Below are 23268 nucleotides of genomic sequence, written 5' to 3'. Positions count from 1 at the left end.
TTATGGTGAAACTGCAAAACTACAGCTTAGCTTTTTTTATTAAAGACTTTTTATCGCTGATTCCAAAGCCAGTTCCATCATAGGTTTAAGGGCTTTTTCTCTTTCGTCGGCAGAAATTTTTTCGTGGGTAGGAATAATATCGGTTACCGTAAGAATCGTCGCTGCATTTTTCCCTAAATGCTGGGCATTGGCGAATAATCCGAAAGCTTCCATTTCTACAGCCGGACAGTTGTATTTCGTAGCAATTGCAGGAACATTCGGGTCTTTTCTGTAGAAAATATCGCTGCTGTGTACATTGATCGATTTAGTTGCTAAAGAAAGCTCCTGAGCGCTTTCATTGATTGTTCCGAAGATATTTCCCTGATGAGGAAGGATCTCGTCTTCAATTTCCCATGCATATTTGGCATACGTACTTTCGCTGGCTGCATTTTCAATATTTAAAATATCAAAAAGCTTAAGGTCTGTCGTATAAGCTCCGCAGGTACCGATTCTGATGATGGTATCTACTTCATACTCCGTAAATAATTCAAAAGAATAGATCCCGATACTTGGAAAGCCCATTCCGCTGGCGCCTACAGTGATCTCTTTACCTTTATAAAGACCTGTATAATAAAAGATTCCTCTTGTTTTGCTTACCAGTTTAGCATTTTCCAAATAATTTTCAGCAATATATTGTGCACGAAGCGGATCCCCCGGCTGCAATACTACTTTAGCAATTTCTCCTTTTTTTGCACTGATGTGAATACTCATAATGTTATTTTGAAGGGACAAAGATAGCAACTTTTAGATTGAAATATCCAAAGGTTTGTTTCTCTATAGACTAAGTTTTTTAAGCATGAATGTCTATCATCTGACGGGGTCGTGGATCAAAAACCAGACCGTGTAGTAAAAAGAATCAATAATTTAATTCTCCAAACAAACCTATGAGGTTTAATCAACAATAATAATCAACAGAGAAAACTAGCACACCATTTATTAATGCCAATACAGTTTCAAAATAGAATAACACAGAAGAAGTATGAGCAGGATCTCCTTCCTATTTTAGCGAAAGTTAAAAAATAAACCATAATGAAAATTGAACATATTGCTTTCTGGGTGAAAGATTTGGAAAAGATCAGAGAATTTTATCAGAAATATTTTGGAGCCGTGTCCAATGAGAAATACCATAATCCCGTAAAACATTTCCAGTCTTATTTTTTAAGTTTTGATAACGGCTGCCGTCTTGAAATCATGACCAAACCTGATATTCAGGAAAGCAGAAATACTTACGATTCCCAGCAATACGGAATCATCCATCTTGCTTTTTCTACAGGAAGTAAAGAAAAAGTAGATGAGCTCACGGAAACTCTAAGAAAAGACGGTTATACAATCGCCGGAGAACCACGTACAACAGGGGATGGATATTACGAAAGCGTCATTTTAGATCCCGAAAACAATATCATCGAAATAACAGATTGAGTTCAATCTGAAAGAACATTCTGGTTCAAGTTTTCAGGTCGCGTCGAAGACGCGGCCTGAAAACTTGAACTCTAAATCTGTAAACAATCCACCTCATAAGCTTCCAAAACTAAATTAAGCATAGGCGATTATCTGTACCATTTGCCCAATCTGCGAGAGCTAAAAAAGAAAAATAAAGAGCTTTATCATTAATTTAATCAACATATTTATGAATTATACATTATAAATAATATTGAACTGTCAATCATTCACATAAAAATTTTATTTTTGTTAGATGATGGAAACCAGATCCCCATTTTTAGACACTATTTTTCTGCTGCGAAACAGCGGATCTATCACTGTTTTTTCAAATCTTCACGAAATCTCAAAAAAAGAAGAACAGGAATCCGGAGATTATTTTGAAGCAGAATTCGAAAAAGAGAGACTGGAATTTTTATCTACGGATATGAATTGCGATAAAGAAGCTGCGGTTTGGGGAGCGAAAATTCTGTACTACAGCGCACAACTCTACCTCATCCGTGAAAACACCGCAAAAGATCTGTATAAGCTGATTCCGAAACTGAAATCAAGTTCCGATATCTCTTCCATTTTATCTGCTGATTTATCATTAAGATTTTTGCCACAGATCACTTCTGTGTTGCAAACGGCAGATCCTTATGACCCGTTGGTTAAAATTTTAGAAGAAATACTCACTCAATTTCATTATTCCGGCATTGGATATCCGCTTAATCTGGAGAAAGTCAACTGGGAAAAAGAGCTCAAAGACAAAACCTACAGGAAATTATATCTTGAAAGAATTGTTGAAAAGAAAGCTTATGCACTGGCGGAAATCCCTTATATTAACAAGTTGCTGATGGCAGATTTTGGACTCCATAAAGATATATACTGGCGGGATTTAAAGATCGTTGCCCATGAAGATTAATAAGGTGTCAATTTCAATACATACCTTTTTTCCGGAACTCCCGTTTACTTTTTATATTGATCTTATCATAAGTGAATTTATATATTTTTTATTATTAAGATTTTTCATTAAATAAATACTAATGACTCAAAATATTACAAAACTCAATACCGTTCTCAACTACGTAAAAGATACTTTCGTAGGAAAAAATGATGTCGTAGATCTGCTGGGAATATGTCTTCTGGCTAAAGAAAATGCATTTTTGTACGGACCTCCGGGTACCGCAAAATCAGCGATCGTAAGAACATTGTCAAAAACAGTGAAAGACGGTAAAAACTTTGAATATCTACTAACCCGTTTCACAGAACCGAACGAGATTTTCGGGCCTTTTGATATCCGGAAATTAAAAGAAGGCGAACTTCTCACCAATACGGAAGGCATGATGCCGGAAGCTTCACTGGTGTTCCTGGATGAGATCTTCAATGCCAATTCTGCCATCCTGAACTCACTCCTGACCGCCCTGAATGAAAAGATCTTTAAAAGAGGAAAAGAAACAAAGCATCTACCAGCCCTGATGTTTGTAGGAGCCAGTAATGTACTTCCCGAAGATGAGTCTTTGAAAGCATTGTTTGACCGTTTTCTGGTGAGAATTAATGTTGATTATGTAAATCCTGAGCTGCTTCAGCAAGTTCTTATTGCCGGGAGAAAACTCGAAAACGAAGTGGAAACAAATATTCCCGAAATTCTGGCAGACGAGATCAGGGAGCTTCAGAACCTGTGTAAAACAGTGGACTTGAGACCCATCTACGAAGTCTATTTAAATACCATCATCAACTTAAGAAATACCGGAATTGCTATTTCAGATCGTAGAGCCGTAAAACTTCAGAACCTGATCGCGGCCAGCGCCCTGATCTGTGGAAGAAATGAAGCCGTACTTTCCGACCTTTGGGTACTGAAACATATCTGGGATACAGAAGAACAGATTGAGATCCTGGAAGGAATTATCAACAGAACCATTGAAAAAGATGACAACCCGAAATCCCATCCACAGGCAATGCAGAATAAAACCCCAAATCCGGAGGAAGTGATGAAGGACGTAAAGATCCTGGTGGAAAAATGGAACAGCGGAACGTTGAGTTTTGAAGAGCAGAATGTGATCAAAGATAAATTGAGATATCTGCAGACCCGTTGCGACTGGATCAGAAATCCGGAGCAGAAGCAATATATCCAGCAAGAAATTGAAAGCTTATGGCAGAAGATCCTTCAAAGTGTATAAAAGAATTCTGGGCAGAACTTCCCCGGACCGATGAAGATTTTCTGGGCGCTATCCGGGACTGGAAAAATGTGCAGATTGCAGTAGACGATGATACGGTTTGGCTGAAAGGCTTTACCGAAGAGCAGGCTATTTCCGCAGATATCCAGCAGCTGCCTAATTTTATGCTGTACGAACTGCGCGACGGACTTTTATTCAAAAAAGAGGCGCTGGTGCCAAGCAAAAAAATGAGAACGGCTTTGCTTTGGTCAGCGATAGATAAAGCATTGCGTCTTACTTTTCCTGCTTCCAACAATAATTATTTTGGGATCAGCGAAAAAGTGGAGGTCAGATTGAAACCGGGGGATGAAGAATATCCTGCCGTAGCATTGTTAAGCATAATCACAGAAATTAAAGACAGTATTCCTGCACAGCCGAATTTCAAACTGGAAAATATAGAATGGACAGTCATTGGCGATAAAGCATTGTTTCTCGGAACACCACTGCTGAGCCTGCCCGGAAAAACCTATTGGACCAGAGATGGCCATCTTTTACCTGCGGGTTTTGATTTCGAATTTAAAAATTTGAGTTCCCTGTTGCAGCAGCAATATGACAAAGACTTAGACAAATGGCTTTTATGGAACGAAGACGGAACCTATCTTCCCGTTAAGAAAGACGATTTCCGGAAACTCTCCGTAAGCTCATTCCGCCTTACTGAAAAAACAAAAGAATGGATTTAAACGAATATTTCCAGTCATACGAAAACTACTTTTGGGAGTGGGAGACCGACGAGGATGTCGCCGGTGATTCCGGGTACCATCATCATAATCTTGTCTCGATTCCAGGGGTGGGGGCTATAGCCTACAGACCTTATGTTATGGAGATTCTGAAAGAACTTCAGCCACAGGGATGGCCTCCGTTTGGCGCACTGTTAATGGTTTTATATGCGATGCAGGACGGCTACACAGATTTTGCAGGCCCGCTGAAACATACCGCCAATTTTCACAGTATTGGAAATTTTGATTTTACAGCCGATAAGAGTATTGAGTTTCTTGAAAGACTGAAATCCCTAAATAAAGCCTATAAACACGGACAGAACAGAATTGTATTGCTTCAGACCCTTTTTCAGGATGCCCACAACAGAATGGCTCCCGGCAAAGCAGAAATGATTTTAACGATCTACTACAAAAGACCCCATATGCTGGCGGCAAGTGCAGAAAAAAAATATGCAGGACCGTCCGCCATCAACAGAGACCTGAGCGCACTTGATCTGTTAAATGAAAAGTTCCCTACCGTACAGTCTATCGTTGATGCCATGCGGGATCACATTGATGAACCTGAACTGGATGACGAAGTCGTAGAGGAAGAAACTACTGTAGAAACGGATAAAGATTTTATCCAGCAGCTGATCGAAGAGCCGAAAACCTTTCAGGTGGGAAGTCTCATCAAAAGAATCTGGAGTGGACTGAGAATTCCTATGCGTCATCTGTCTCCCGGAGAACAACCCATTGGAGGAATTTCCGATATGGCAAATAAAGGAGATCTCCACAGAATGCTTCTTTCTGAATTTGCCAATGAAGATGAAGTTTTCATGAACCGGATAGCGAATAATGAAGCACTCTACATTCAAAGAGAAATACCACCGGAGGAAAATATTTTTGAGCGTATCATTTTAATTGATACTTCCCTGAGAAATTGGGGAACACCTAAAGTGCTGGCCTTTGCATCAGCCATTGCAGTGATCCGGCATCCAAAAGCCCATTCAGAATGTAAAGTTTTTGCTTTGGGGCAGGCAGGATTACCGGTATCTCTTGATAAAACGGAAGATGTTATCGAAAACTTGAATCAGGTGAGTCCGGTTCTGGAAGTTTCCGAAGCACTGGGAAAATTTTTTAACGAAGAGCATCCTGAAAAAGATCTTGAAGTTTTCTTCATTACCCATCAGGAAAATCTTGCTGACGAAAAAGTAAGGAAAGTGATTCACGAAAACATGGACCGCCTTAAATTCCTGATCACCACAAACTCAGACGGCGAACTGAATTTTTATAAACACCATAAAGGAGCCCGGAAACATATCCAGAAAATAAAACTTCCGCTTCAGGAATTGTGGGCGAACCCACCTCAGCGTAAACTGAAAGCGACTACTGTTAATGGTAAGAAAACGGATCTTCCACAGAATTATCCGATCCTGTTTCCAACGCCATCCAATAAAATTGCCCAGTTTTTATATGAAGGAGAATTTTATATTTTAAGCTCAAAAAAGCAGTTGCTGAAAACGTATCTTTCTGATAATTATTATGACCGAAACTCCTATGATTACTACAAAACGTATCATGGATGTGAAGTGTTGATCGAGGATGTTTCTGTAAAACCTAGAGGGCAATTTGCACTGGCAAAAAACAGGCAGCAACAATTTATTCTCTGTCAGTATCAGCCGGATAAAAAACTGATTTCAAAATTGAATCTGACTACCAAAGAATATTCCGAACTGAATTTGACAGGACTTAATATTCCGAACTCATACCATTTAACCTATTTTGGAAGAAGTTTTTATCTGCATCAGCCAATGAATTCCTCTCTTTATAAGATCAATTTGGAAGGAAATATATCTGTAGAATCCATTTTTAATGAGGATCGTGAAATAGATAAGAATATTGCAAAAGCTGAAACAGAAGTTGCTAAACTGAACAGGAGCGGGATGAAGATCATCAGCAATTTCAACAGAATGGGGATCAATGAAAATCATAACCTGGTGATCTCAGGAAATGAATTGTGCAGTTTATATGACAACTCACTGAATCTTTATAAAAACAGATGTACCGTTACTATTCTTGCAGAGCAAAACAAAAATAAATTTACATTTCAGGACGGCAGTGAGGTGATTACAGATTCCCGTGGAATGCTTACCTTTAAAAGCAGCAATACCGGGATTCCTACATTTTATATTCCTTCTACCGAATATGGTTTTCTAGCATTGGCTACGGGCACAGAGTACGGAGGTTCGGAATATTATCTTCCACAACATACCTTGCTGAAAGTAAAGACCCTGGAAGAAATGTATTCCCAATATTTAACAGCGTTTATTGATCAGATCTTGGATTATGGAGCTTAGAATAAAACCTTTTCCGAAAAACACATATCCTAAAAAAGGGCTTTTGATCAAAAACCCTTCACCAAAGGTATGGCTTCATGAAATGGAGATGTTGGGAATAGATCTCAATAAGGTTAAATCTTATGCTGTTCCCGCAGACGAACCCAATGTCCTGTACGGATGTTTGCTGGTATTTCATGATGAAGCTCCACACGAAATTGGAAGGAATGCGTATTTCCAGTGTGTAGATGATCAGCTTTTTATCCCTGAAAATACGATATTTTACCCTAAGATCAATCCGGAAGACTGGAAGTCTGGAGGGGCAAAACTCATGATCATGCATCCTGAGTTTGGATTTGTAAAACTGACAGAAGAAATAGACTGGCTTTCTGTGATACAGGAACCCGAAATAGCACAGGGAAAAATAAGAAAACCGTCGAATGGCGTGAAAACGCCTCAGCATATTGAAAGCTTTACGGTTGAGATGGACGACGAAAAAATTCTGGCCGCCCTTCAGCAACCGAAAAACGAAGAAGAGTGGATGAAAAACCTGCCTTTTGACCTGAAGAAAGTGATGGCCGGAAATAAAAAAGAAATCGAAAAGTATTTAAAATATATAGAAAAATATCCTGACAGAGCCGTAGAACTGGGAGTACCATTGGATATTATGGGAACTTCACGTGGGGACGGATTTGGAAAATTTACTTTTGGAGACAACTGGCTGAGTACCTTATTCGGAGGTTCCGGAGATAAAAAAGAAACCGCAGGAACCCGAAATTTCCGCAGGATATTCTGGGCAGTTGTTGTTATTGCTATACTTTTCAGGATTTTTATGCCTTCTGATAAAGACAGGACCCTGAAAGAAGATTTTCTCGTTTCATCCGGAAAAATTATGAACGGGACAGATCAAGCCCGGGCAGATATGATTGCTTACCAATCCGGAGTGACAGATATCGATATGAAAATTGATTCCATTTACGGAAAAACAAGAAAAAAATTGTCCCGTGAATATACTGCGGCAGGAGCTGCGATGTCAAAAGATAAAAATGAAAGGGAACAATATAAAAAATCCGGAGGCAGAAATCTGGGTGAGGTCGGTAATGATATCGAAAAACTCAACACCAGGGAGCAGAACAGCCGAGATTCCCTGAAAATCGTTTACTCAAGAAAGATAACAAAGCATCTCGTTCAGCAGGAAGCCACCATGAAGCGTCGCATTTCAGACTCCCTGAAACAGTACAGTAAGGGAGAGCCTGTGAACGGAGAAGTGGTGAAATTTGTTTTAAAGAAAAAACAGGTACTCATGGCAGATTCGCTTGGTCGACTGTATGGAACGCTTGATATGATACAACTTCCTCCAACTCCTGTTAAAGATTCAAAAATAGGAAGGCTCGAGTCCGGCGACAGCAGTTCTCATGAAAAGACGGAGGTTTCAGATATCCTGTATCTTGTTATTTTTATGTTTGGAGCTGTAGGAATTTATTCTTTTATCTTCAAAAGGAAATCATTAAACCTTGGTGGAGACAGTGTCCCGCTTTGGGTGAAGATTATTTTGTCAGTATTCCTTGTTTCTATGCTGGTGTATCTGTTCTATCCACTGATAAAGATGTTCGGATACAACTGGTTTGTATGGATGCTGGTGATCTGTGTGATCCTTCTTCTTTACCGGCTGTTCAGCGAAGACAAAACCATTTTAAACCCTGACAACGATGAATAAGCAGAAATTTATAGACAAATTCCTGATCGCATTTATGATTCTGGCGGTGTTTAAGATCATAGGAATTGCCGCACAGTTATTCCACGAAAGCTTTTGGAGTGTTGTAGGGACGCTGGCGATTTTCCTTGTGGTGGCCTTTATTATCTTGATCATTATTACTGCTTTAAAAGATAAAGAACAGAACAGGAATAATTCCGGCAAACGAGGTTCCGGGGGTGGGAATTTCTATCTCGAAGCTTCCCTGTTTGACCGGATCCGAAGTAAATATGAGGAACTTGCCGAAAAATATATCGCTGAAAAAGATTACAAAAAAGCAGCAAAAGTATATATGAACCTTCTTCAGGATAATTTCCGCGGGGCGAAAACACTGGAAGACGGAGGTTTCTACAATGAAGCGGCAGCGGTGTATCTGAAAAAACTAAACAATAAATCAGAAGCTGCATCATGTTATGAAAAAGCAAAACAGTACAAAAAAGCCATTGATCTGTACAAAGAAATGCAGCAGAAAGAAAAAGTAGGGGACTTGTATAAGGAACTCAACGATATCAATAATGCTCATAACTATTATCAAATGGTTGTAGACGATTATACAATCAACAGTCAAATGGTAAAAGCTTCTCTGGTGTACAGCAAGAAAATGGAACAGCCTGAGGAAGCTCAGAAAATACTGCTGAAAGGATGGGATGAAGATAAGGATGGATTCAACTGTCTGAATAATTATTTTGCCAATGTTTTTGATGTCGGAAAACTGGAGACGGAAATTCAAAAACTTTATCAGAAAACCCCTTCCTATAAAAAGACCATCTACCTTGAGGCGATGAAACATGAGTTTAAAAAAGATCCGAAACTACAGTCTGTAACACGGAGTATTGCGTATGAAATTATTGCAGAAAAAGTCGGAACCCGATCTGAGATCATCAATGAACTCAAATACTTTAATCCTGATGACAATGTGATCCTGAAAGATATTTCAAGGTTTAAAACGGGAAGGAATAAGATGTTGAGGAATTGAAAAATTGAAAGATTTAAAAATTCAAGTATTAAAAGATTATAGAAAATCCCTTGGACCAACAAATATAAGGTGGCTGAGGTCCTCAAAGCCACCGTCTCAAAAGCTCTTAATTGAACAATTTCCACAAGTAAACTATCCCCCTGATCAGTGAACAAAAGTATTATTTTCATGGCTGAAAAACAATTTTTCATATCTTTGCGCCAGAAAATTATGACACTACAAAGAGCACATATCAATGTAAATCTATGCGATAGCCCTTCAATAAAAGGATTATTCGGATACGAATGGATGATATGGAATGAGGCGAAATGTGCTTACTTTGAAAATTATTTACAATAAACCCGTAAGAATTTAAACAAAATACCGCAGAAACGCCTCGAGTTATCGAGGCGTTTCTTGTGTTTTAGGCCATAAATTATTTAGAATGAAAAAAAATAACCATACAAACAAACAATTTTTAATTAACAATGTCAATTTAATACGATAAATAAGAGTGATAAGTAACCCGATGAGAGACAGTCATTTAGGTATTTAAGAGATCCGCAGGATATTGCGGACGGTTATTCTATATGCTTAAATTACAATATAAACTATTGACTATCAATTAATTAAATGAAAAATAAATTTGCAGATTAAAAAATTTCATATTTACTTTGCAACCGAAAATTGAAAGCAACAGGTTTTCAGGATTCAAAAACTTTTTAAATAACAAGAATATAATGAAACAATTACATAACATATCTAATCAGTATTCAAGACTAGACGGACAAGGGCCGAAAGGATATGCATGTATTCTGGATAGTGAATTTATAGATAAAAGGTGCTTATATACGTAGGTCTCAGTGATCTGACACGTCAAAATATATACAGCACCTCCCGAAAAGAGGTGCTTTTTTTATGGTTTCTTTAGCTTATTTGGTAAAGCGCCGGTCTGTGGAACCGGAGAACAGGGTTCGATCCCCGAAGATACCCCAAAATAAATAGGAATGGTGAATCTTGTTAAGTGTGAATGGTCAATGGTGAATTTAAAATTGACAAGCAAAGCAAATTAACAATTGACCATTCACATTAAAAAAAACAATCTCATAGCTCAATTGGTCAGAGCACCGGTCTTTTAAACCGGGGGTTGAAGGTTCAATTCCTTCTGGGATTACAAAATAGTTCTGTAGCTCAATTGGATAGAGCGTTGGTTTTCTAAACCGAAGGGTAGAGGTTCGATCCCTCTCAGAATTACAAAAAAGGTCTATTGAGGTAAAGGCTAACCTGCCCGACTGTCTCTTGGGCACTGCGGGTTCGATTCCCGCATAGACCGCAAGGTTCAAAGAATATTTTAGCTCCGGCTGTCTCCCGGAAAAGAAATTGGAAACTGAACCTGAAAAACTGGAAAGATAACGGTGGTTGTTTACCCGTCTTGGACGCGGGAGGTCGCAAGTTCGAATCTTGCTTTCCAGACCAGTTTTGCTTGGTGCAAAAGTGAATGGTGAATAGTGAATTTTGCGTTGCAAGTGAATTTTTAAAAATTGACAGTAAAACGAATTGACAATTGACCATTCACAAACAAAAAACGATTTCGTAGCTCAATGGTAGAGCGCCGGTCTGTTAAACCGGAAGTTGAAAGTTCGAATCTTTCCGGAATCGCAGATAACTAAATGTTAATTGTTTCAAAAGAGAAGAAATAAAGTGTGTCAAGAGCAGAAGATCTTTACGCCAAATATGGAAAATACCGACAACCTTTTTCTTTTTTTATTGAGAAGTTAGATGTTAGAAACTAGAAGTTAGGAGGGGTGTAAATTCAGTATCAACTATCAACTATCGATCATCAATTATCATTTACAATCACATCTGATGGTTCGCCGAAGTGGAAGAGTCGGGGCGGTCTGCAAAACCGTTGCATAAGCTGAGTGGGTTTGAGTCCCATAGCCATCTCAAATAACTAAAATGAGATTAGTTCAGAAGAAAAAGTAAAAGTTTGTCGAGCGAAGAAGTTCTTATATCAAACAAAAAATTAAGACAGGCTTTGTTTTTCTTCAAAAGAGAAATTAGAGGTTAGAAATTAGAGATTAGAAGTTAGAAGTTAGAAATTGCTCATTACTAATTGCTTATTACCTATTACTCATACTGGGAAGCGCGCCGGAGTTGGAGAGTCGGGGCAGACTGTAAATCTGTTGCTTTATTGCTGAGTAGGTTCGAATCCTACCGCTTCCACAAAAACCGCTGATAATGTAAGGGCAGCATGCAGGAAAAGTACTCTTGTTGTTCAGGTTCGACTCCTGGTCAGTTGGTTTAAAATGCTCTATTCGTCTAACGGTTAGGACGCCTGCCTTTCGAGCAGAAGATAAGGGTTCGATTCCCTTATAGAGTACAGACGTGAATGGTCAAAAGTCAATAATGAATGATAATACCATGAAAGTTCAGATTGAGAAATAAATTGATATGATCATTCACAGAAAAACAGGAAAGAGAAAGGTTTGTCGAGCGCAGAAGATCTTACAAACAAAAACTACAGGCATAGTTTTATAGGTACAAACCTTCTCCAACCTTAATTCATAAATGATGAATGATAAATTATCATTGATAAAAAATTTACGTTCTTAAAAATGATTGATCACTTATCAATAATCATTTATAAAACCCACGGGAATGGCGGAACTGGCAGACGCACTTGATTTAGGCTCAAGATATTGGGGGTTCGAATCCCTTTTCCCGTACAGAACATAAATGATGATAAGGTTATTTGGGGATTATTCATTACCAATTATTCATTACTCATAAACAGGGATCAGTGGTGTAGAAGGTCTGCACATTTGTCTGAAAAGCAAAAGGGAACCGTTCAATTCGGTTTTGATCCACAAAAAATGATTCATAGTGTAATGGGTCAGCACACAAGACTTTGACTCTTGTTGTTCAGGTTCAAGTCCTGATGAATCAACAAAAAATACTCTGATAGTGTAAGGGGAGCAGCTCAGTCTCCAAAACTGATGGTATCGGTTCGAATCCGGTTCGGAGTGCAAAATAGAAATTAGAGGTTAGAAGCTAGAGATTAGAAGTTAAACTACTTACAAAATCATTAATCAATTATCATTGATCAACTATAAATAAACATATGTAGAACTTAAAACATGTAAAAAAATGGAAACGCAACAAGAAGTATGGCAGAATATGAAAGGAAATTTTTTCCAAAAACCTATCACACAGCTGGTAGAAGAAGCCATCATCCGCGAACAGGCTAACGGTCACCGCCTGAAAGTATGTGTGGGCTCAGATTCCCACGTTTACGGCGAAGCGATCAGCTATGCTACAGCAGTAGTATTTGTACGTGAGGGAAAAGGAGCGTTTACCTTTATCAGAAAAGAAAGACAAATACAGAAGATCAGTATCAAAGAACGAATGCTGAATGAGGTCAATAGATCCGTAGAAATTGCTTACGCTATCTGTGCCATTCTGGATGATTATGGTGTGGAAATGGAAGTACACGCAGACATTAATACCGATCCTGATTTTAAATCAAACACTGCATTGAAAGATGCTATGGGATATATTCTGGGAATGGGATATGTGTTTAAAGCAAAACCGTATGCATTCGCAAGTTCCAATTGTGCTGATATAATGGTTTAAAAAAAATAATTGTTAACATAAGTCTTCGGGCTTAAAAAATAAAACAATGGAAATGACTAAAAGACTATTATTTCTGGATGATATAAGATACCCGATCGAAGCGTATCATTATACCAGACAGGATATTTTCCTCAGAAAGGACTGGCATATTGTTCGGAATTACGAGCAATTTGTCAACAGAATAGTGGAAAAAGGACTTCCGGAAATAATTTCTTTTGACCATGACCTGGCAGATCAGCATTATCTGAAACCCGATTCTCAGGAATATACTGAAAAAACAGGCTATGACTGTGCCAAATGGTTAATAGAATATTGCATGGATAACTATTTAGACCTGCCCAAATTCTATTGTCATTCCATGAATCCGGTCGGAAAGAAGAATATTCTAAGCCTTTTGGAAAATTTTAAAAAGTTGTAATCAACATTTTTAGATCAGCGCAAAAAGATTGCGTCATTGCTTTTTTACTTTGCATAATCGTAATATCAAAGATGACTGAAAGGAAGAAGTTAAAAATGATGAGTCTGCAGGAAATATTCTAAGCTTTAAAAAAACTAAAAAAACTAAAAAAAATGATTTTCAAAACATATAACTCTATAGAAAATGCTTACCAGGCCCGCGTGATCGAGCAGATCAGATTGCAGGGTTTTTGGGATGAGATTTTCATTTTACAGGAAAAGGTTCACGGGGCTAATTTCTCTTTCTTTACCGATGGAAAGGAAATTAAAATCGGGAAGAGAACCGCTTTCATTGAAAAAGATGAGAAGTTCTACAACGCACACCATATTTTAGAGCGTTACAGAAAAAATGTAATTGATTTGTTCCAGAAGGTGAAAACCATTCATCCGGAATTGGAAACAGTAGTGATCTACGGTGAATTATTCGGTGGTGGCTACAAACATCAGGAAGTAGAGCCCGTAAAAGATGCTATAAAAGTTCAAAAGGGCATTCAATATGCGCCTCACAACGAATTTTATGGATTCGACATCAAGTTGAACGGAATTACTTATTTGGATACAGATCGGGTTAATCAGATTTTTGAGGAAACCGGATTTTTCTATGCTAAAATTTTGTTCCAGGGCAGCTTGGAAGAAGCTTTGAAGTTCCCGAATGTATTTGATTCTAAAATTCCGGGCTGGTTAAGCTTACCCGAAATTGAAAATAATACGTGTGAAGGAACTATTGTCAAAACTTTGAAAACCAAATATTTTGGAAATGGAGCAAGAGTCATTCTTAAAAACAAGAATGAAAAGTGGATAGAAAAATCTAAAATGGTCAGAAAAGAATACAAACACGTTCAAAAACCGGCAGATTTTTCTGAAAATGCTCAACATATTTGGGAAGAGATCCAAAAATATGCTACGGTCAACAGGTTGAATAATGTGGTGAGCAAAGTTGGAGAATTTGAACCTAAAATAGTAGGCAAAATCATAGGTCTTTTTGCTCAGGATATTTTGGAAGATTTTGGAAAAGATTTCCCTGATGCTTTCACTTCAGTGGAAAAAGATGAACAGAAAAAAATCAATAAAAAGTTGAATACTTTAGTGGTTGATTTTATAAAAGAAGAGTTCATGACTCTTAAAGTTTAGTTTCGGTATATATTACCGGAACTTTTTTATGTTTAAAAAACTAATAAAAATGATACAGGCAGAGATAAAAAGTCTTCTGAGAGAAGACATCAGTATATTAATAAAAATTACAAATTCAGCAAAGCATTATTTATGTGACTGCGGTGAGGCCAGCTTGCTGACTGTGAAAGAAATACAGTCCGTTTCGGCAGTATTTATCAGCCATACCCATATTGACCATTTTTCAAATTTCGACGGAATTTTCAGACATCAGATCGGTAGCGGAGAAAAAGTGGTGATCTGCGGACCTAAAAATATCCATCATCAGATTGAAGCACGGTTAAAATCTTACACCTGGAATCTCATCGATGAAAAGGCTATTGAATATGAGATCCGGGAGATTATTTCCCCTGAAGAAATCAACGTCTATATGCTCCGTCCGCCCTATTGGAACCTGGAATTGGTAAAAACGCAGAACTTTCTTTTTGAAGACGATCAGGTCAAAGTAGATTTCGCCATTCTGGATCATAAAACAGCTTCCATTGCTTATCTGTTCAAAGAAAAAGATTCAGTGACCTTTCATGAAGAGGCTTCCGGTTTCAGAAAAGGAAGGTGGATCAGCGAGTTGAAAACAGCTTTTGAAAAGGGTGATTCTGATAAGGAAATTGAGATGGAAGGAACAGTTTACAAAGCAGCTGATCTTTTTCATTTATTGACCCTTAATCCCGGTTATAAACTTGGTGTCATCATGGATCATGCAGCAAAGGAAGAAAATTATGAAAAGATAAAAACAGTCTTCAACAAAGCAGATCTGATATATATCGAGAGCTTTTATAAAGATTCTGACCAGGAGTTTGCCAAAATTAATTATCACAGTTTTGCATCTGCATCAGGAAAGATCATGAAGGACTGTCAGGTGAAAGAAGCCATTCCCATTCACTTTTCGAGAAGATATACGGAAAGTGACGTTATTGAAATTGAAACTGCTTTTTATAAAGCATTTCGCGAAAATTAAACAACAAATTATTAAACAAATGAAACCTAATATATTTTTTACAGCAGACCATCATTTTGGTCACGCCAATATTATAAAATTTTCAGAAAGACCATTCGAGTTTTTGGATCATATGTAATTTATAAGTAATAAGTAATAAGTAATGAGTAATGAGTAATGAGTAATGAGTAATGAGTAATGAGTGGCGGCATTGTAACGATACCGGCCCTTATACTTTTTACATTGTACTTTATACATTTAACTTCAATACTTTTTACATTTTACAAAAAAACCATGAACACAACAACGAAATATTAATCATCGATTTAGAAGCTACCTGCTGGGAAAATGACAGGATTCCCATAGGGCAGAAGGTCGATATTATAGAAATAGGGATCTGCAAGCTGGATTTAAAATCAAAAGCCATTTCCCAAAAACAGAGCATTTATGTAATTCCCGAAAGATCAGAGATCAATGATTTCTGTACAAAACTGACAGGAATCACGCCACAGCTCATCGAAGAAAAAGGAATCTATTTTGAAGAAGCCTGTGAAAAGATTTTGGATGAATATCATCCTTCAACACTTACATGGGCAGGTTTTGGAAACTTCGACAAGGAACAGATTTTCGAACAATGCGACTGGCTAGGAATAGAAATTCCTTTTGCCGGACCATATCTGAATGTGATGGAAGAATTCAGAGATCATTTCAGACTTCATAAAATGATAGGCCTGAAAAGAGCCCTGGAGTACCTGAAAATGGATTTTGAAGGAAATCACCACAGCGGTGCAGACGATGCATACAATGCAGCCAAAATTTTACAGAAGATTTTGGAGTAAAAAGAAAGTAGGAAGAGGGAAGCTTGAAGTCCGAAGTCGGATGCCATAAGTGAATGATGTCGACTATGAACTTCCATCTTCGCGCTCCCATCTTCCCTCTTTAAAAACATTAAAATTTAAACAAATGAAAACAACAGAAAATATATTAATTATAGACCTGGAAGCCACTTGTTGGGACGACAGACCGCCCAGAGGCCAGGAAAGCGAGATCATCGAGATCGGGGTGTGCATTATGAATGCTGCAACCGGTAAGGTCTCAAAAAATGAAGGCATTTTAGTGAAACCACAGTACTCAAAGGTGAGTCCATTTTGTACAGAACTGACTTCCATAACGCAGAATATGCTGGATGATGAAGGAATCATGCTGGAAGATGCTCTGGATATCCTGAGAGCAGAATACGATTCTGAAGATCTTACCTGGGCAAGTTACGGTAATTATGACCTGAATATGCTGCAGAACTAGGCTAGAAGATTCAATGTGGATTATCCACTTAGCGATGACCATATCAATGTGAAAACATTGTTCGGACAGCTCCATCCTACCGTCAGAAAAAGCGTAGGGATGAGCAGAGCTTTAGGCGAGTTGAATCTTGAGCTTGAAGGTACACACCACAGAGGCGTGGATGATGCAAAGAATATTGCGAAGATTTTACATTGGTGCCTGAAGCAAGGTTAATGTAAGAATTGAAAAATATAATAGTTTAGCAATAGCTCCCTTTTTTAAGGGAGTTTTTTTATAGGTAAGGTTGAGTATAGAATAGTAAAGTTAAAAAATAAGAATTCCATTTAACTTTTATTCAGAAATGATTGCAGAACTCCTATTGAAAGCATAATTTTTTGTTAAAAAAATCACTTTATCGGGATATTTCAATGTCTGTCAGCCAATTTTTATTATTTTAGTCCCCAAGATTGGAATTATGCTTATTGGAGATGAATTGAAAACGATTTATTTAAATTATAGAATCAAGGAAATTGTTCCTTTTCTTATAAAGCTGACCCCAAAAGAAAAGAAAGAAACTGCAGTCATTTTAAAGAAATATCTAAATAAAGACTGGGGTTATAATCACGTCTCCATGCTGGCCACTCTGGCCTGCAGCAGTACTCAGGATGAATACGAAAAATGGGCTCCCGGATATTACGCGGCACCCATCCATCTTATCGATGAATTATTTGAATCTTATGTTCCGGAATGGATTGGAAACAGCTACCCGTTTCTAAGAAATATCGACTATCTGAAAGTTCTTGAATGGCAACAGAAGGGCTATCTTAAACTGAATGATGAAGTTTGTGCAAATCTTCTTTCAGAATCACTGGCCTCAGATTATACATCAGAAGAGCTTAGGATAACGATTGAGAATAAAGAAATTTCCGCGGAAGCACCTCTTCTGGATCACTTATTTAACTCATATCATGGCGTTTATGATCAGTACCTGATTCGTATTTTATATACAGCTCCGTACTTTTCAGGCTCTGTTTTTGCGAAAAAATATAACGAAACGTTATCCAACGCTGTTTACCAGTATGACAGCAGGACCAATACCGAATTTTTAGATGCATGGATGAAGTTGGATCTTCCATTCCAGCCAGTGCATTATTTATTCCTTTCCGCGGCTATGTTCAGTAAGGATAAAACCTTCTCTGGTACGGCTTTTGAAGCGATTATTCACAAGATAGTTTCAGATGATTTTGACATTGAAACATTAGGAATAATGATCGGTGAAAACATTAACTTCGGACTTGTTCCGGTAAAAAGACTTACCGATGGAATTTCCGGGTTTATCGGCTTGAATTCCAGTCATAACCGGGCTTTTGAAAAACTATTGATATCCATTCTTACAGCGATAAATCATCCGGTTTTTAATCTTAAAAAGATTTTGGAGATTTATTATGAACTGTTGCACCTCAATCAGTCACCCACTGATGATGCTGTAATCGGGAAGCTGAAAGAATGGGAAAACGAAAATAACCTGAAAAAAATGATCATCAAATTAAAAACAAATGAAAGAAAGATTGTATGAGATCCTTAATGAGGAAAAAGCACATGAGATTATTCCCTTTCTGAAGCAGCTTACCGCAGAAGAAAGAAAATCCCTGGTACCTACTATAAAAAAACTGGACAGGGAGATCAGTAAGATTGTAATGACGAAAAACTCCTACCACACTGCCGGTTCTGCAGATCAGCATTCTATTATAGATATAGCCTCATTTGTCTGCATGGATCAAAAGCATTACGGAAAAAACTATTGGAGTCTTTTTAGAAACAAAGAGCAAACCAGTACCATATTGGAATGGGGCTGCCCGCACTGGTTTTCAGATTTTATCAATGATTCTATAGATGCAGAATTTACCGCATTTGATTATCAGGATATTCTGGGCTGGGCAGAGAAAGGATATGTACAGCCGAGACCTGAGCTGCTTGGCTATCATTTAAGCCTTCAGCCTTATGACCTTGACAAATCTCCGGAAACGCTGGAGACCCACTTTTGGTATCTGTGTGAATTCCCTTCAAAATCGCTTCCTTTTAAAAGAGAATGGTTGCCATTAGTTCAAAAACTCGTCACCGAAAATAAAATCGAAAGAAAAAGATTTCTCAAAGAATGCCTTCTGGCAGCGAACAGAAATTTTAATAAAAATGTAACAGGATGGTTCATGGAGGCATTCAATGCATTAAAGCCTTCTGACGAAGAACTTGTCTTGCTTCAGGACGAACTGATGGCAGGGCTGGCTTCTGTACAGTCAAAGGCAGTTAATACCATGCTGATCCATTTGAAAAAGATAGTGCCGGCTGTTGAATTTAAAACTGCGGAGTTTTCTCATTTTCTTCCGAACCTATTAAGTTCAGAAGTGAAAACGGTAGTTGCAGCCAGCCTGACAGTAACAGAAAAAATATTTCAAAAAAAGAAACTGGATACAGAAAACCTGGAAATGGCCTTGAGTGCAGCATTTGTAAGCAAAGACGAAAGCATTCAGAGTAAAGCGGCAAAGATTATTCAGAGGTACATTCCGGTTTCCGACAACATAAAAGAAGCACTATCTCATTATGCCGATAATATTTTAGCTAATGTAAGACCTGGTTTAGTTCAGTATATAGAAAACACACAGCTGGAGCTGGATATTGTCATTCCAGAAAAATTAGAACTGATCAGTGACGAAAGTCAGGTTCAGGAACCCGGAAGCTTTGAAGATCTGATGTTTTTTCTTCCACAGGCCATAGAAAATTGCGGAACATATTATTATGATCTGGCACTGGCAGGCCTTATCCGTTTTGCTGATGAAGCAGATAACGAATCTGTAAAACTTTTTGAACCCGTATTTCAAAAAGCGTGTAAAACCATTGCAAAATGGGAAGTTCATCATTTTAATGTTTTGCTGTGCAATCTGATTATCAATTACGGACTTTCCTTGTTAGAAAGGTTTCCTGTTCAGCTTAAGAATCTGGAAAAAATATATAAAAGAACCTGCGACGACGAAGCCACAAGGGAAGCGTATTCCAGTTATCATAAAAAGCTCGGACCTGTCAAAGACATCCACGCAGGTGGGGTGGCTATGAAGCCATTTAAAAATATAGCCATACATGTTTTTAATAAAATAAAATCTGGAGATACCACACCGTTGTTGTCCACGGTGACTCATGCCCCATGCTGGGTAAGCCCCGAAGCATTGGTAGAAAGATTTGAAATCTATCAGAACAAAAATATACAACCGGATGATCTGGATGTACAGCTTGCATTGCAGCGATGTTCAATGGAAAAAACTTCAGACAGATGGCAGCTTGTTGAAGAGAAGTTAAAAGACGAATATAAAGAACTCCTTCTTTTCTTTTTTAATAAAAATACTGAGCCCAAAGGAAAATTTGAGCACCCTTCATGGTGGATGACAGCAGGAATAACACGCTCTCCGGGGAAAATTTTTGAAGAATTCAAAGACTTCGGATATGATGATATTCCTAAAGAACTCCTTACCGGTGCTTACAACTGGAAAACCATTGACAGCAAAAAGAACTCCTATTATCCGGTAGAACTTAATATCAGTGTACCCAAATATCACTTGAAAAAAAGAGAACATCAACTTTTCTTAGAATACTTTGTTGCAGAGCAGAAACATTTTTCCGAAACACCTTCATTCATGTGGAGCTTCCCAAATACCCTTGGAAATGTGTTCGCTAAGATTATTAAAGACTGCCTGTTTTATTCAGGGATTGCGGAAGTCTATGAAAGAAGCCTGGTTCTGAATACGGCACAGGCACTTCATCAGATGAAAAAGCCACTTGACGCTATGGGTTACCTGTTTCTGGGCACCATTTTTCTGGATGGTGACAAAGTAATCCGCGGAACTGCTGCTGAGATCTGGCTGGAACATGTTTCCCATAAAGTGATGGATAATAGGCAGTTGGGGCGCGTAATCGGATTGCATGAAAAGTTGGAATGGGCACCTGTAAAGAGATTCACGGATCTTGTTCAGAATCAGATGCTCAATGTCAGCAAAGACCACAATCTGGCACTGGAAGAGCTTCTTACCCATATTTTATTGCAGATGGAAACACCTGTTACCAATCTTAAAAAAATATTAGATATTTATCACGAGGTTTTGGCTTTAAACCAATCAGAAGCCGATAAAGACTTAAAAGAAAAACTGAATAGCTGGAAAGACAATTCCAGTCTGAAAAAAATCTGCAATCTTCTTCTAAAAAAATAGATATGGAAGATACGCTTGTTTACCATTATCAGAGACCATCGTCTTTGATAAAAAAAGATGCATCTGAAGAATTATTTCTGTCCAAGTACAGCGAGATTCAGAAGAATACAGATGCTCCCTGCTTTTTCTGGGGAAATGTCAGTCAGCCGTTTATAGTGGCAAGATGCCTTATTACATTGTCTAATATTGTGAAATCCAGCTTTAATCTGTCGCCGTTTCAGATGGCTCTGCTTAAAGACCCTATCGTTACCGCAGGAAACAGCAGGTTACGTTTTGAAGGATTTTCGCATTGTGCCGGCGTTTATGCCAGGGTAGATGTACTGCCTGACGGCCTTGATGGTGAGTTTCTGGAGAACGGAACCACCAATGTGGATTTTAACCAGCCGATGATCACGGCTTTAGGAAGCATTCGTCCCAACGAAAAAATAGTCCTTTCTGTAGGTGAAAAAGAAGTAGGGCTTTACAAAGAAGAGAAAAAAGTAGTGGAAAGAAAAGTTCCACTGCCTGTAAAATGGATCAAAGGGCTCAGCACGGTTCAGATCTATCTCTCTGAATCAGAAAAGCTTCATACATTTAATAAAATTCAGACTCAGCAGCTGTTCAGAGGAATACCGAAAGGTCCGGTAAAATCAGACTATTATCTGATCATAAGAGGGAATAAGGCTATGTTTTCCCCTGTGAAATCGGCAGATGCGGTTTGTATTGGAGGGCTTAACAGGCTTCGACTGCTGGAACCGCTTCTTCCTTATATTGATCAGATGCAGGTATTTCCTCATTCCGGTATGCAGTCTACCACGTGGCAATTGTATATGGGAAATATCAGGTTCAGTTTTTCATTGTCAAGAGAAAGCTGGAGAGGGTTTTCCGGTGAAGGAGCCGTTTTAGAGAGTCTGATTGATGATATTTCTGATGAATGGATTGACGCACTGGATAAATATGCCTATGCCAATCAGTCTTTTAACCCTACAGCTTTTGCTTTAGATGAAAATATAAGTCTGAAAAAAACAGATAACCTTACCGGAAGACTTGCGGCTATGGGACTTCTGGGGTATGATCTTGATGACAACGGATTTTTCTATCGAAGATTACCGTTTCAACTCAACAGAATTATAGGATTAAATCCACGCATGAAAAATGCAGAAAAACTGATTGCCGAAGGAAAAGTACAGATATTAAATAAAAGCCTGGCCAGAACTGAAGCCAGGGTAGAAGGGACTGGTGTTCACCATACCGTAATTATCGATAACAGCAAAGAGCGTTGCACCTGCGAGTGGTTCAGTAAATACCAGGGTGAAAGAGGACCCTGCAAACATGTGCTTGCCGTAAAAAAATTAGTACATATTTAAATAAAAAGGACAGCTTCATAATGCAAGACTGTCCTTTTTTTATTATTGATGTTTCATCCATTCTTCATAAGAGATCACACCCAGTTCCGGTTTTCCTTCCCCTTCAAGGATGGAGATAAATTCCAACTGGTTACCATCCGGATCATTAAAGTAAATGGCTAATGCAGGCATCCAAGCAAAAACCATGGGCTCGTCAATACCATCTTTCAGGAAGTTATAAGGTTTCAGATCTTTATTTTTCAGAAAGTCTACGGAATAATTTAAAATATCTTCTTGGCTGCTGGAAAAAGCAAAATGTCTTGGCTGCAGGTTTTCTTTCTGCTCCCACAATCCCAACATAAATTCTTTGCCTTCACCGATCCACAAAAATGCAATGGGACGAGTCTTATCCATATGCGCCAACTTCAGACCCAATACCTCAGTATAAAACCGTACAGAATTTTCTAAACTGCTAACCTGAACGTGGGTTTCATATAATCCTTTAATCATAGCTTGAATTTTAATGTACACAAAGCTAGACAATGCTGTTGGGAAAAGCAGAGAATGCTGATTCCTTTATTGGAAATGAATGATAGACATTTTGTATGTGGAAAAGATGGGTTAAAAGATAAAAGATAAAAGATAAAAGATATTTTCATTAAACATCAATAGGAGTGGGCTTTAGCCCAATGTCATTAAGTTATGGATTTAATACGTTGATTATCAGTTATTTTAATTGTTTTTTTGGTTTGTTTTTTGTATATTTAACAGTGAATCAAGCAGTTAAATCGAGAAGAAAAAAA

The 23268-nt window shown here is 38.1% G+C and carries 19 protein-coding genes and 13 tRNA genes; 30 read left to right on the top strand and 2 right to left on the bottom strand.

Going from position 1 to position 23268, the window contains the following annotated elements; translation table 11 throughout:
* Positions 1-39: 39 nt before the first annotated feature.
* Positions 40-750: a purine-nucleoside phosphorylase gene (deoD, locus tag HHL23_RS12695; RefSeq protein WP_169235166.1), complete on the bottom strand. Its 711-nt coding sequence runs from the start codon at positions 748-750 to the stop codon at positions 40-42.
* 318 nt (positions 751-1068) lie between these two features.
* On the opposite strand from deoD, the gene HHL23_RS12690 reads away from it, so the two are divergent.
* The 30 genes from HHL23_RS12690 to HHL23_RS12550 all read left to right on the top strand — a co-directional run bounded on the left by HHL23_RS12690 (position 1069) and on the right by HHL23_RS12550 (position 22486).
* On the top strand, positions 1069-1458 hold the full coding sequence (locus tag HHL23_RS12690; RefSeq protein ID WP_169235165.1) for a VOC family protein: 390 nt from the start codon (positions 1069-1071) through the stop codon (positions 1456-1458).
* Between the two features lie 274 nt (positions 1459-1732).
* Positions 1733-2380 (top strand): hypothetical protein, encoded by a 648-nt coding sequence (locus HHL23_RS12685; RefSeq protein WP_228464743.1) that lies wholly within the window; start codon positions 1733-1735, stop codon positions 2378-2380.
* 121 nt (positions 2381-2501) lie between these two features.
* Entirely contained in the window at positions 2502-3635 is a 1134-nt protein-coding gene (locus tag HHL23_RS12680) for an AAA family ATPase (RefSeq protein WP_169235164.1), read from the top strand.
* On the top strand, positions 3608-4351 hold the full coding sequence (locus tag HHL23_RS12675; protein WP_169235163.1) for a hypothetical protein: 744 nt from the start codon (positions 3608-3610) through the stop codon (positions 4349-4351). The genes HHL23_RS12680 and HHL23_RS12675 overlap by 28 nt, the downstream gene beginning before the upstream one ends.
* Positions 4342-6723 (top strand): hypothetical protein, encoded by a 2382-nt coding sequence (locus HHL23_RS12670; protein WP_169235162.1) that lies wholly within the window; start codon positions 4342-4344, stop codon positions 6721-6723. The genes HHL23_RS12675 and HHL23_RS12670 overlap by 10 nt, the downstream gene beginning before the upstream one ends.
* Positions 6713-8419 carry an APC family permease gene (locus HHL23_RS12665; protein WP_169235161.1) on the top strand — a complete coding sequence of 569 codons (1707 nt, stop codon included), beginning with the start codon at positions 6713-6715 and terminating at the stop codon, positions 8417-8419. Before HHL23_RS12670 ends, HHL23_RS12665 begins: the two co-directional genes overlap by 11 nt.
* The gene (locus tag HHL23_RS12660; RefSeq protein ID WP_169235160.1) at positions 8412-9431 is read left to right on the top strand and encodes a tetratricopeptide repeat protein; all 1020 of its coding nucleotides are present in this window, start codon (positions 8412-8414) and stop codon (positions 9429-9431) included. The genes HHL23_RS12665 and HHL23_RS12660 overlap by 8 nt, the downstream gene beginning before the upstream one ends.
* 900 nt (positions 9432-10331) lie before the next feature.
* Positions 10332-10405, top strand: a tRNA-His gene (locus HHL23_RS12655).
* A gap of 105 nt (positions 10406-10510) precedes the next feature.
* Positions 10511-10584: transfer RNA gene (locus HHL23_RS12650), tRNA-Lys, on the top strand.
* 6 nt (positions 10585-10590) lie between these two features.
* Positions 10591-10664 (top strand) — tRNA-Arg (locus tag HHL23_RS12645).
* Positions 10665-10671: 7 nt separating this feature from the next.
* A tRNA-Asp gene (locus HHL23_RS12640) sits at positions 10672-10743 on the top strand.
* Positions 10744-10811: 68 nt separating this feature from the next.
* Positions 10812-10886: transfer RNA gene (locus HHL23_RS12635), tRNA-Pro, on the top strand.
* Between the two features lie 111 nt (positions 10887-10997).
* Positions 10998-11069, top strand: a tRNA-Asn gene (locus tag HHL23_RS12630).
* A 206-nt stretch (positions 11070-11275) separates the two neighbouring features.
* Positions 11276-11357: transfer RNA gene (locus HHL23_RS12625), tRNA-Cys, on the top strand.
* Between the two features lie 195 nt (positions 11358-11552).
* Positions 11553-11636, top strand: a tRNA-Tyr gene (locus HHL23_RS12620).
* A gap of 85 nt (positions 11637-11721) precedes the next feature.
* Positions 11722-11793 (top strand) — tRNA-Glu (locus tag HHL23_RS12615).
* A gap of 272 nt (positions 11794-12065) precedes the next feature.
* Positions 12066-12139, top strand: a tRNA-Leu gene (locus tag HHL23_RS12610).
* Between the two features lie 68 nt (positions 12140-12207).
* A tRNA-Phe gene (locus HHL23_RS12605) sits at positions 12208-12280 on the top strand.
* A 7-nt stretch (positions 12281-12287) separates the two neighbouring features.
* Positions 12288-12360: transfer RNA gene (locus tag HHL23_RS12600), tRNA-Gln, on the top strand.
* Positions 12361-12368: 8 nt separating this feature from the next.
* Positions 12369-12439, top strand: a tRNA-Trp gene (locus HHL23_RS12595).
* A gap of 121 nt (positions 12440-12560) precedes the next feature.
* Positions 12561-13046, top strand: a complete 486-nt coding sequence (locus tag HHL23_RS12590; protein ID WP_169235159.1) for a ribonuclease H-like YkuK family protein — start codon at positions 12561-12563, stop codon at positions 13044-13046.
* A 52-nt stretch (positions 13047-13098) separates the two neighbouring features.
* Entirely contained in the window at positions 13099-13464 is a 366-nt protein-coding gene (locus HHL23_RS12585; protein ID WP_394354155.1) for a cyclic-phosphate processing receiver domain-containing protein, read from the top strand.
* Between the two features lie 152 nt (positions 13465-13616).
* Positions 13617-14633 (top strand): RNA ligase family protein, encoded by a 1017-nt coding sequence (locus tag HHL23_RS12580; RefSeq protein WP_169235157.1) that lies wholly within the window; start codon positions 13617-13619, stop codon positions 14631-14633.
* Positions 14634-14682: 49 nt separating this feature from the next.
* Positions 14683-15627 carry an MBL fold metallo-hydrolase gene (locus HHL23_RS12575; protein ID WP_169235156.1) on the top strand — a complete coding sequence of 315 codons (945 nt, stop codon included), beginning with the start codon at positions 14683-14685 and terminating at the stop codon, positions 15625-15627.
* 170 nt (positions 15628-15797) lie between these two features.
* A complete protein-coding gene (locus HHL23_RS12570; RefSeq protein ID WP_169235155.1) occupies positions 15798-16445 on the top strand; it encodes a 3'-5' exonuclease in 648 nt (215 codons plus the stop codon).
* A gap of 124 nt (positions 16446-16569) precedes the next feature.
* Complete coding sequence (locus HHL23_RS22830) at positions 16570-16908, top strand: 3'-5' exonuclease (RefSeq protein ID WP_317174693.1); 339 nt, start codon at positions 16570-16572, stop codon at positions 16906-16908.
* A gap of 15 nt (positions 16909-16923) precedes the next feature.
* Positions 16924-17121: a hypothetical protein gene (locus tag HHL23_RS22825; RefSeq protein WP_317174692.1), complete on the top strand. Its 198-nt coding sequence runs from the start codon at positions 16924-16926 to the stop codon at positions 17119-17121.
* 241 nt (positions 17122-17362) lie between these two features.
* Complete coding sequence (locus HHL23_RS12560; RefSeq protein WP_169235154.1) at positions 17363-18463, top strand: DUF6493 family protein; 1101 nt, start codon at positions 17363-17365, stop codon at positions 18461-18463.
* Complete coding sequence (locus tag HHL23_RS12555; protein ID WP_169235153.1) at positions 18444-21140, top strand: DUF6493 family protein; 2697 nt, start codon at positions 18444-18446, stop codon at positions 21138-21140. Before HHL23_RS12560 ends, HHL23_RS12555 begins: the two co-directional genes overlap by 20 nt.
* Positions 21141-21142: 2 nt before the next feature.
* Complete coding sequence (locus HHL23_RS12550) at positions 21143-22486, top strand: SWIM zinc finger family protein (RefSeq protein ID WP_169235152.1); 1344 nt, start codon at positions 21143-21145, stop codon at positions 22484-22486.
* A gap of 42 nt (positions 22487-22528) precedes the next feature.
* On the opposite strand, the gene HHL23_RS12545 is transcribed toward HHL23_RS12550, so the two are convergent.
* Complete coding sequence (locus tag HHL23_RS12545) at positions 22529-22975, bottom strand: VOC family protein (RefSeq protein WP_169235151.1); 447 nt, start codon at positions 22973-22975, stop codon at positions 22529-22531.
* Between the last annotated feature and the right edge of the window lie 293 nt (positions 22976-23268).

Source organism: Chryseobacterium antibioticum (assembly GCF_012927325.1).
Taxonomy (GTDB): Bacteria; Bacteroidota; Bacteroidia; order Flavobacteriales; family Weeksellaceae; genus Chryseobacterium; species Chryseobacterium antibioticum.
The sequence above is the reverse complement of the archived record's forward strand: the minus strand, read 5'-3'. Positions and strand labels throughout refer to the sequence as shown.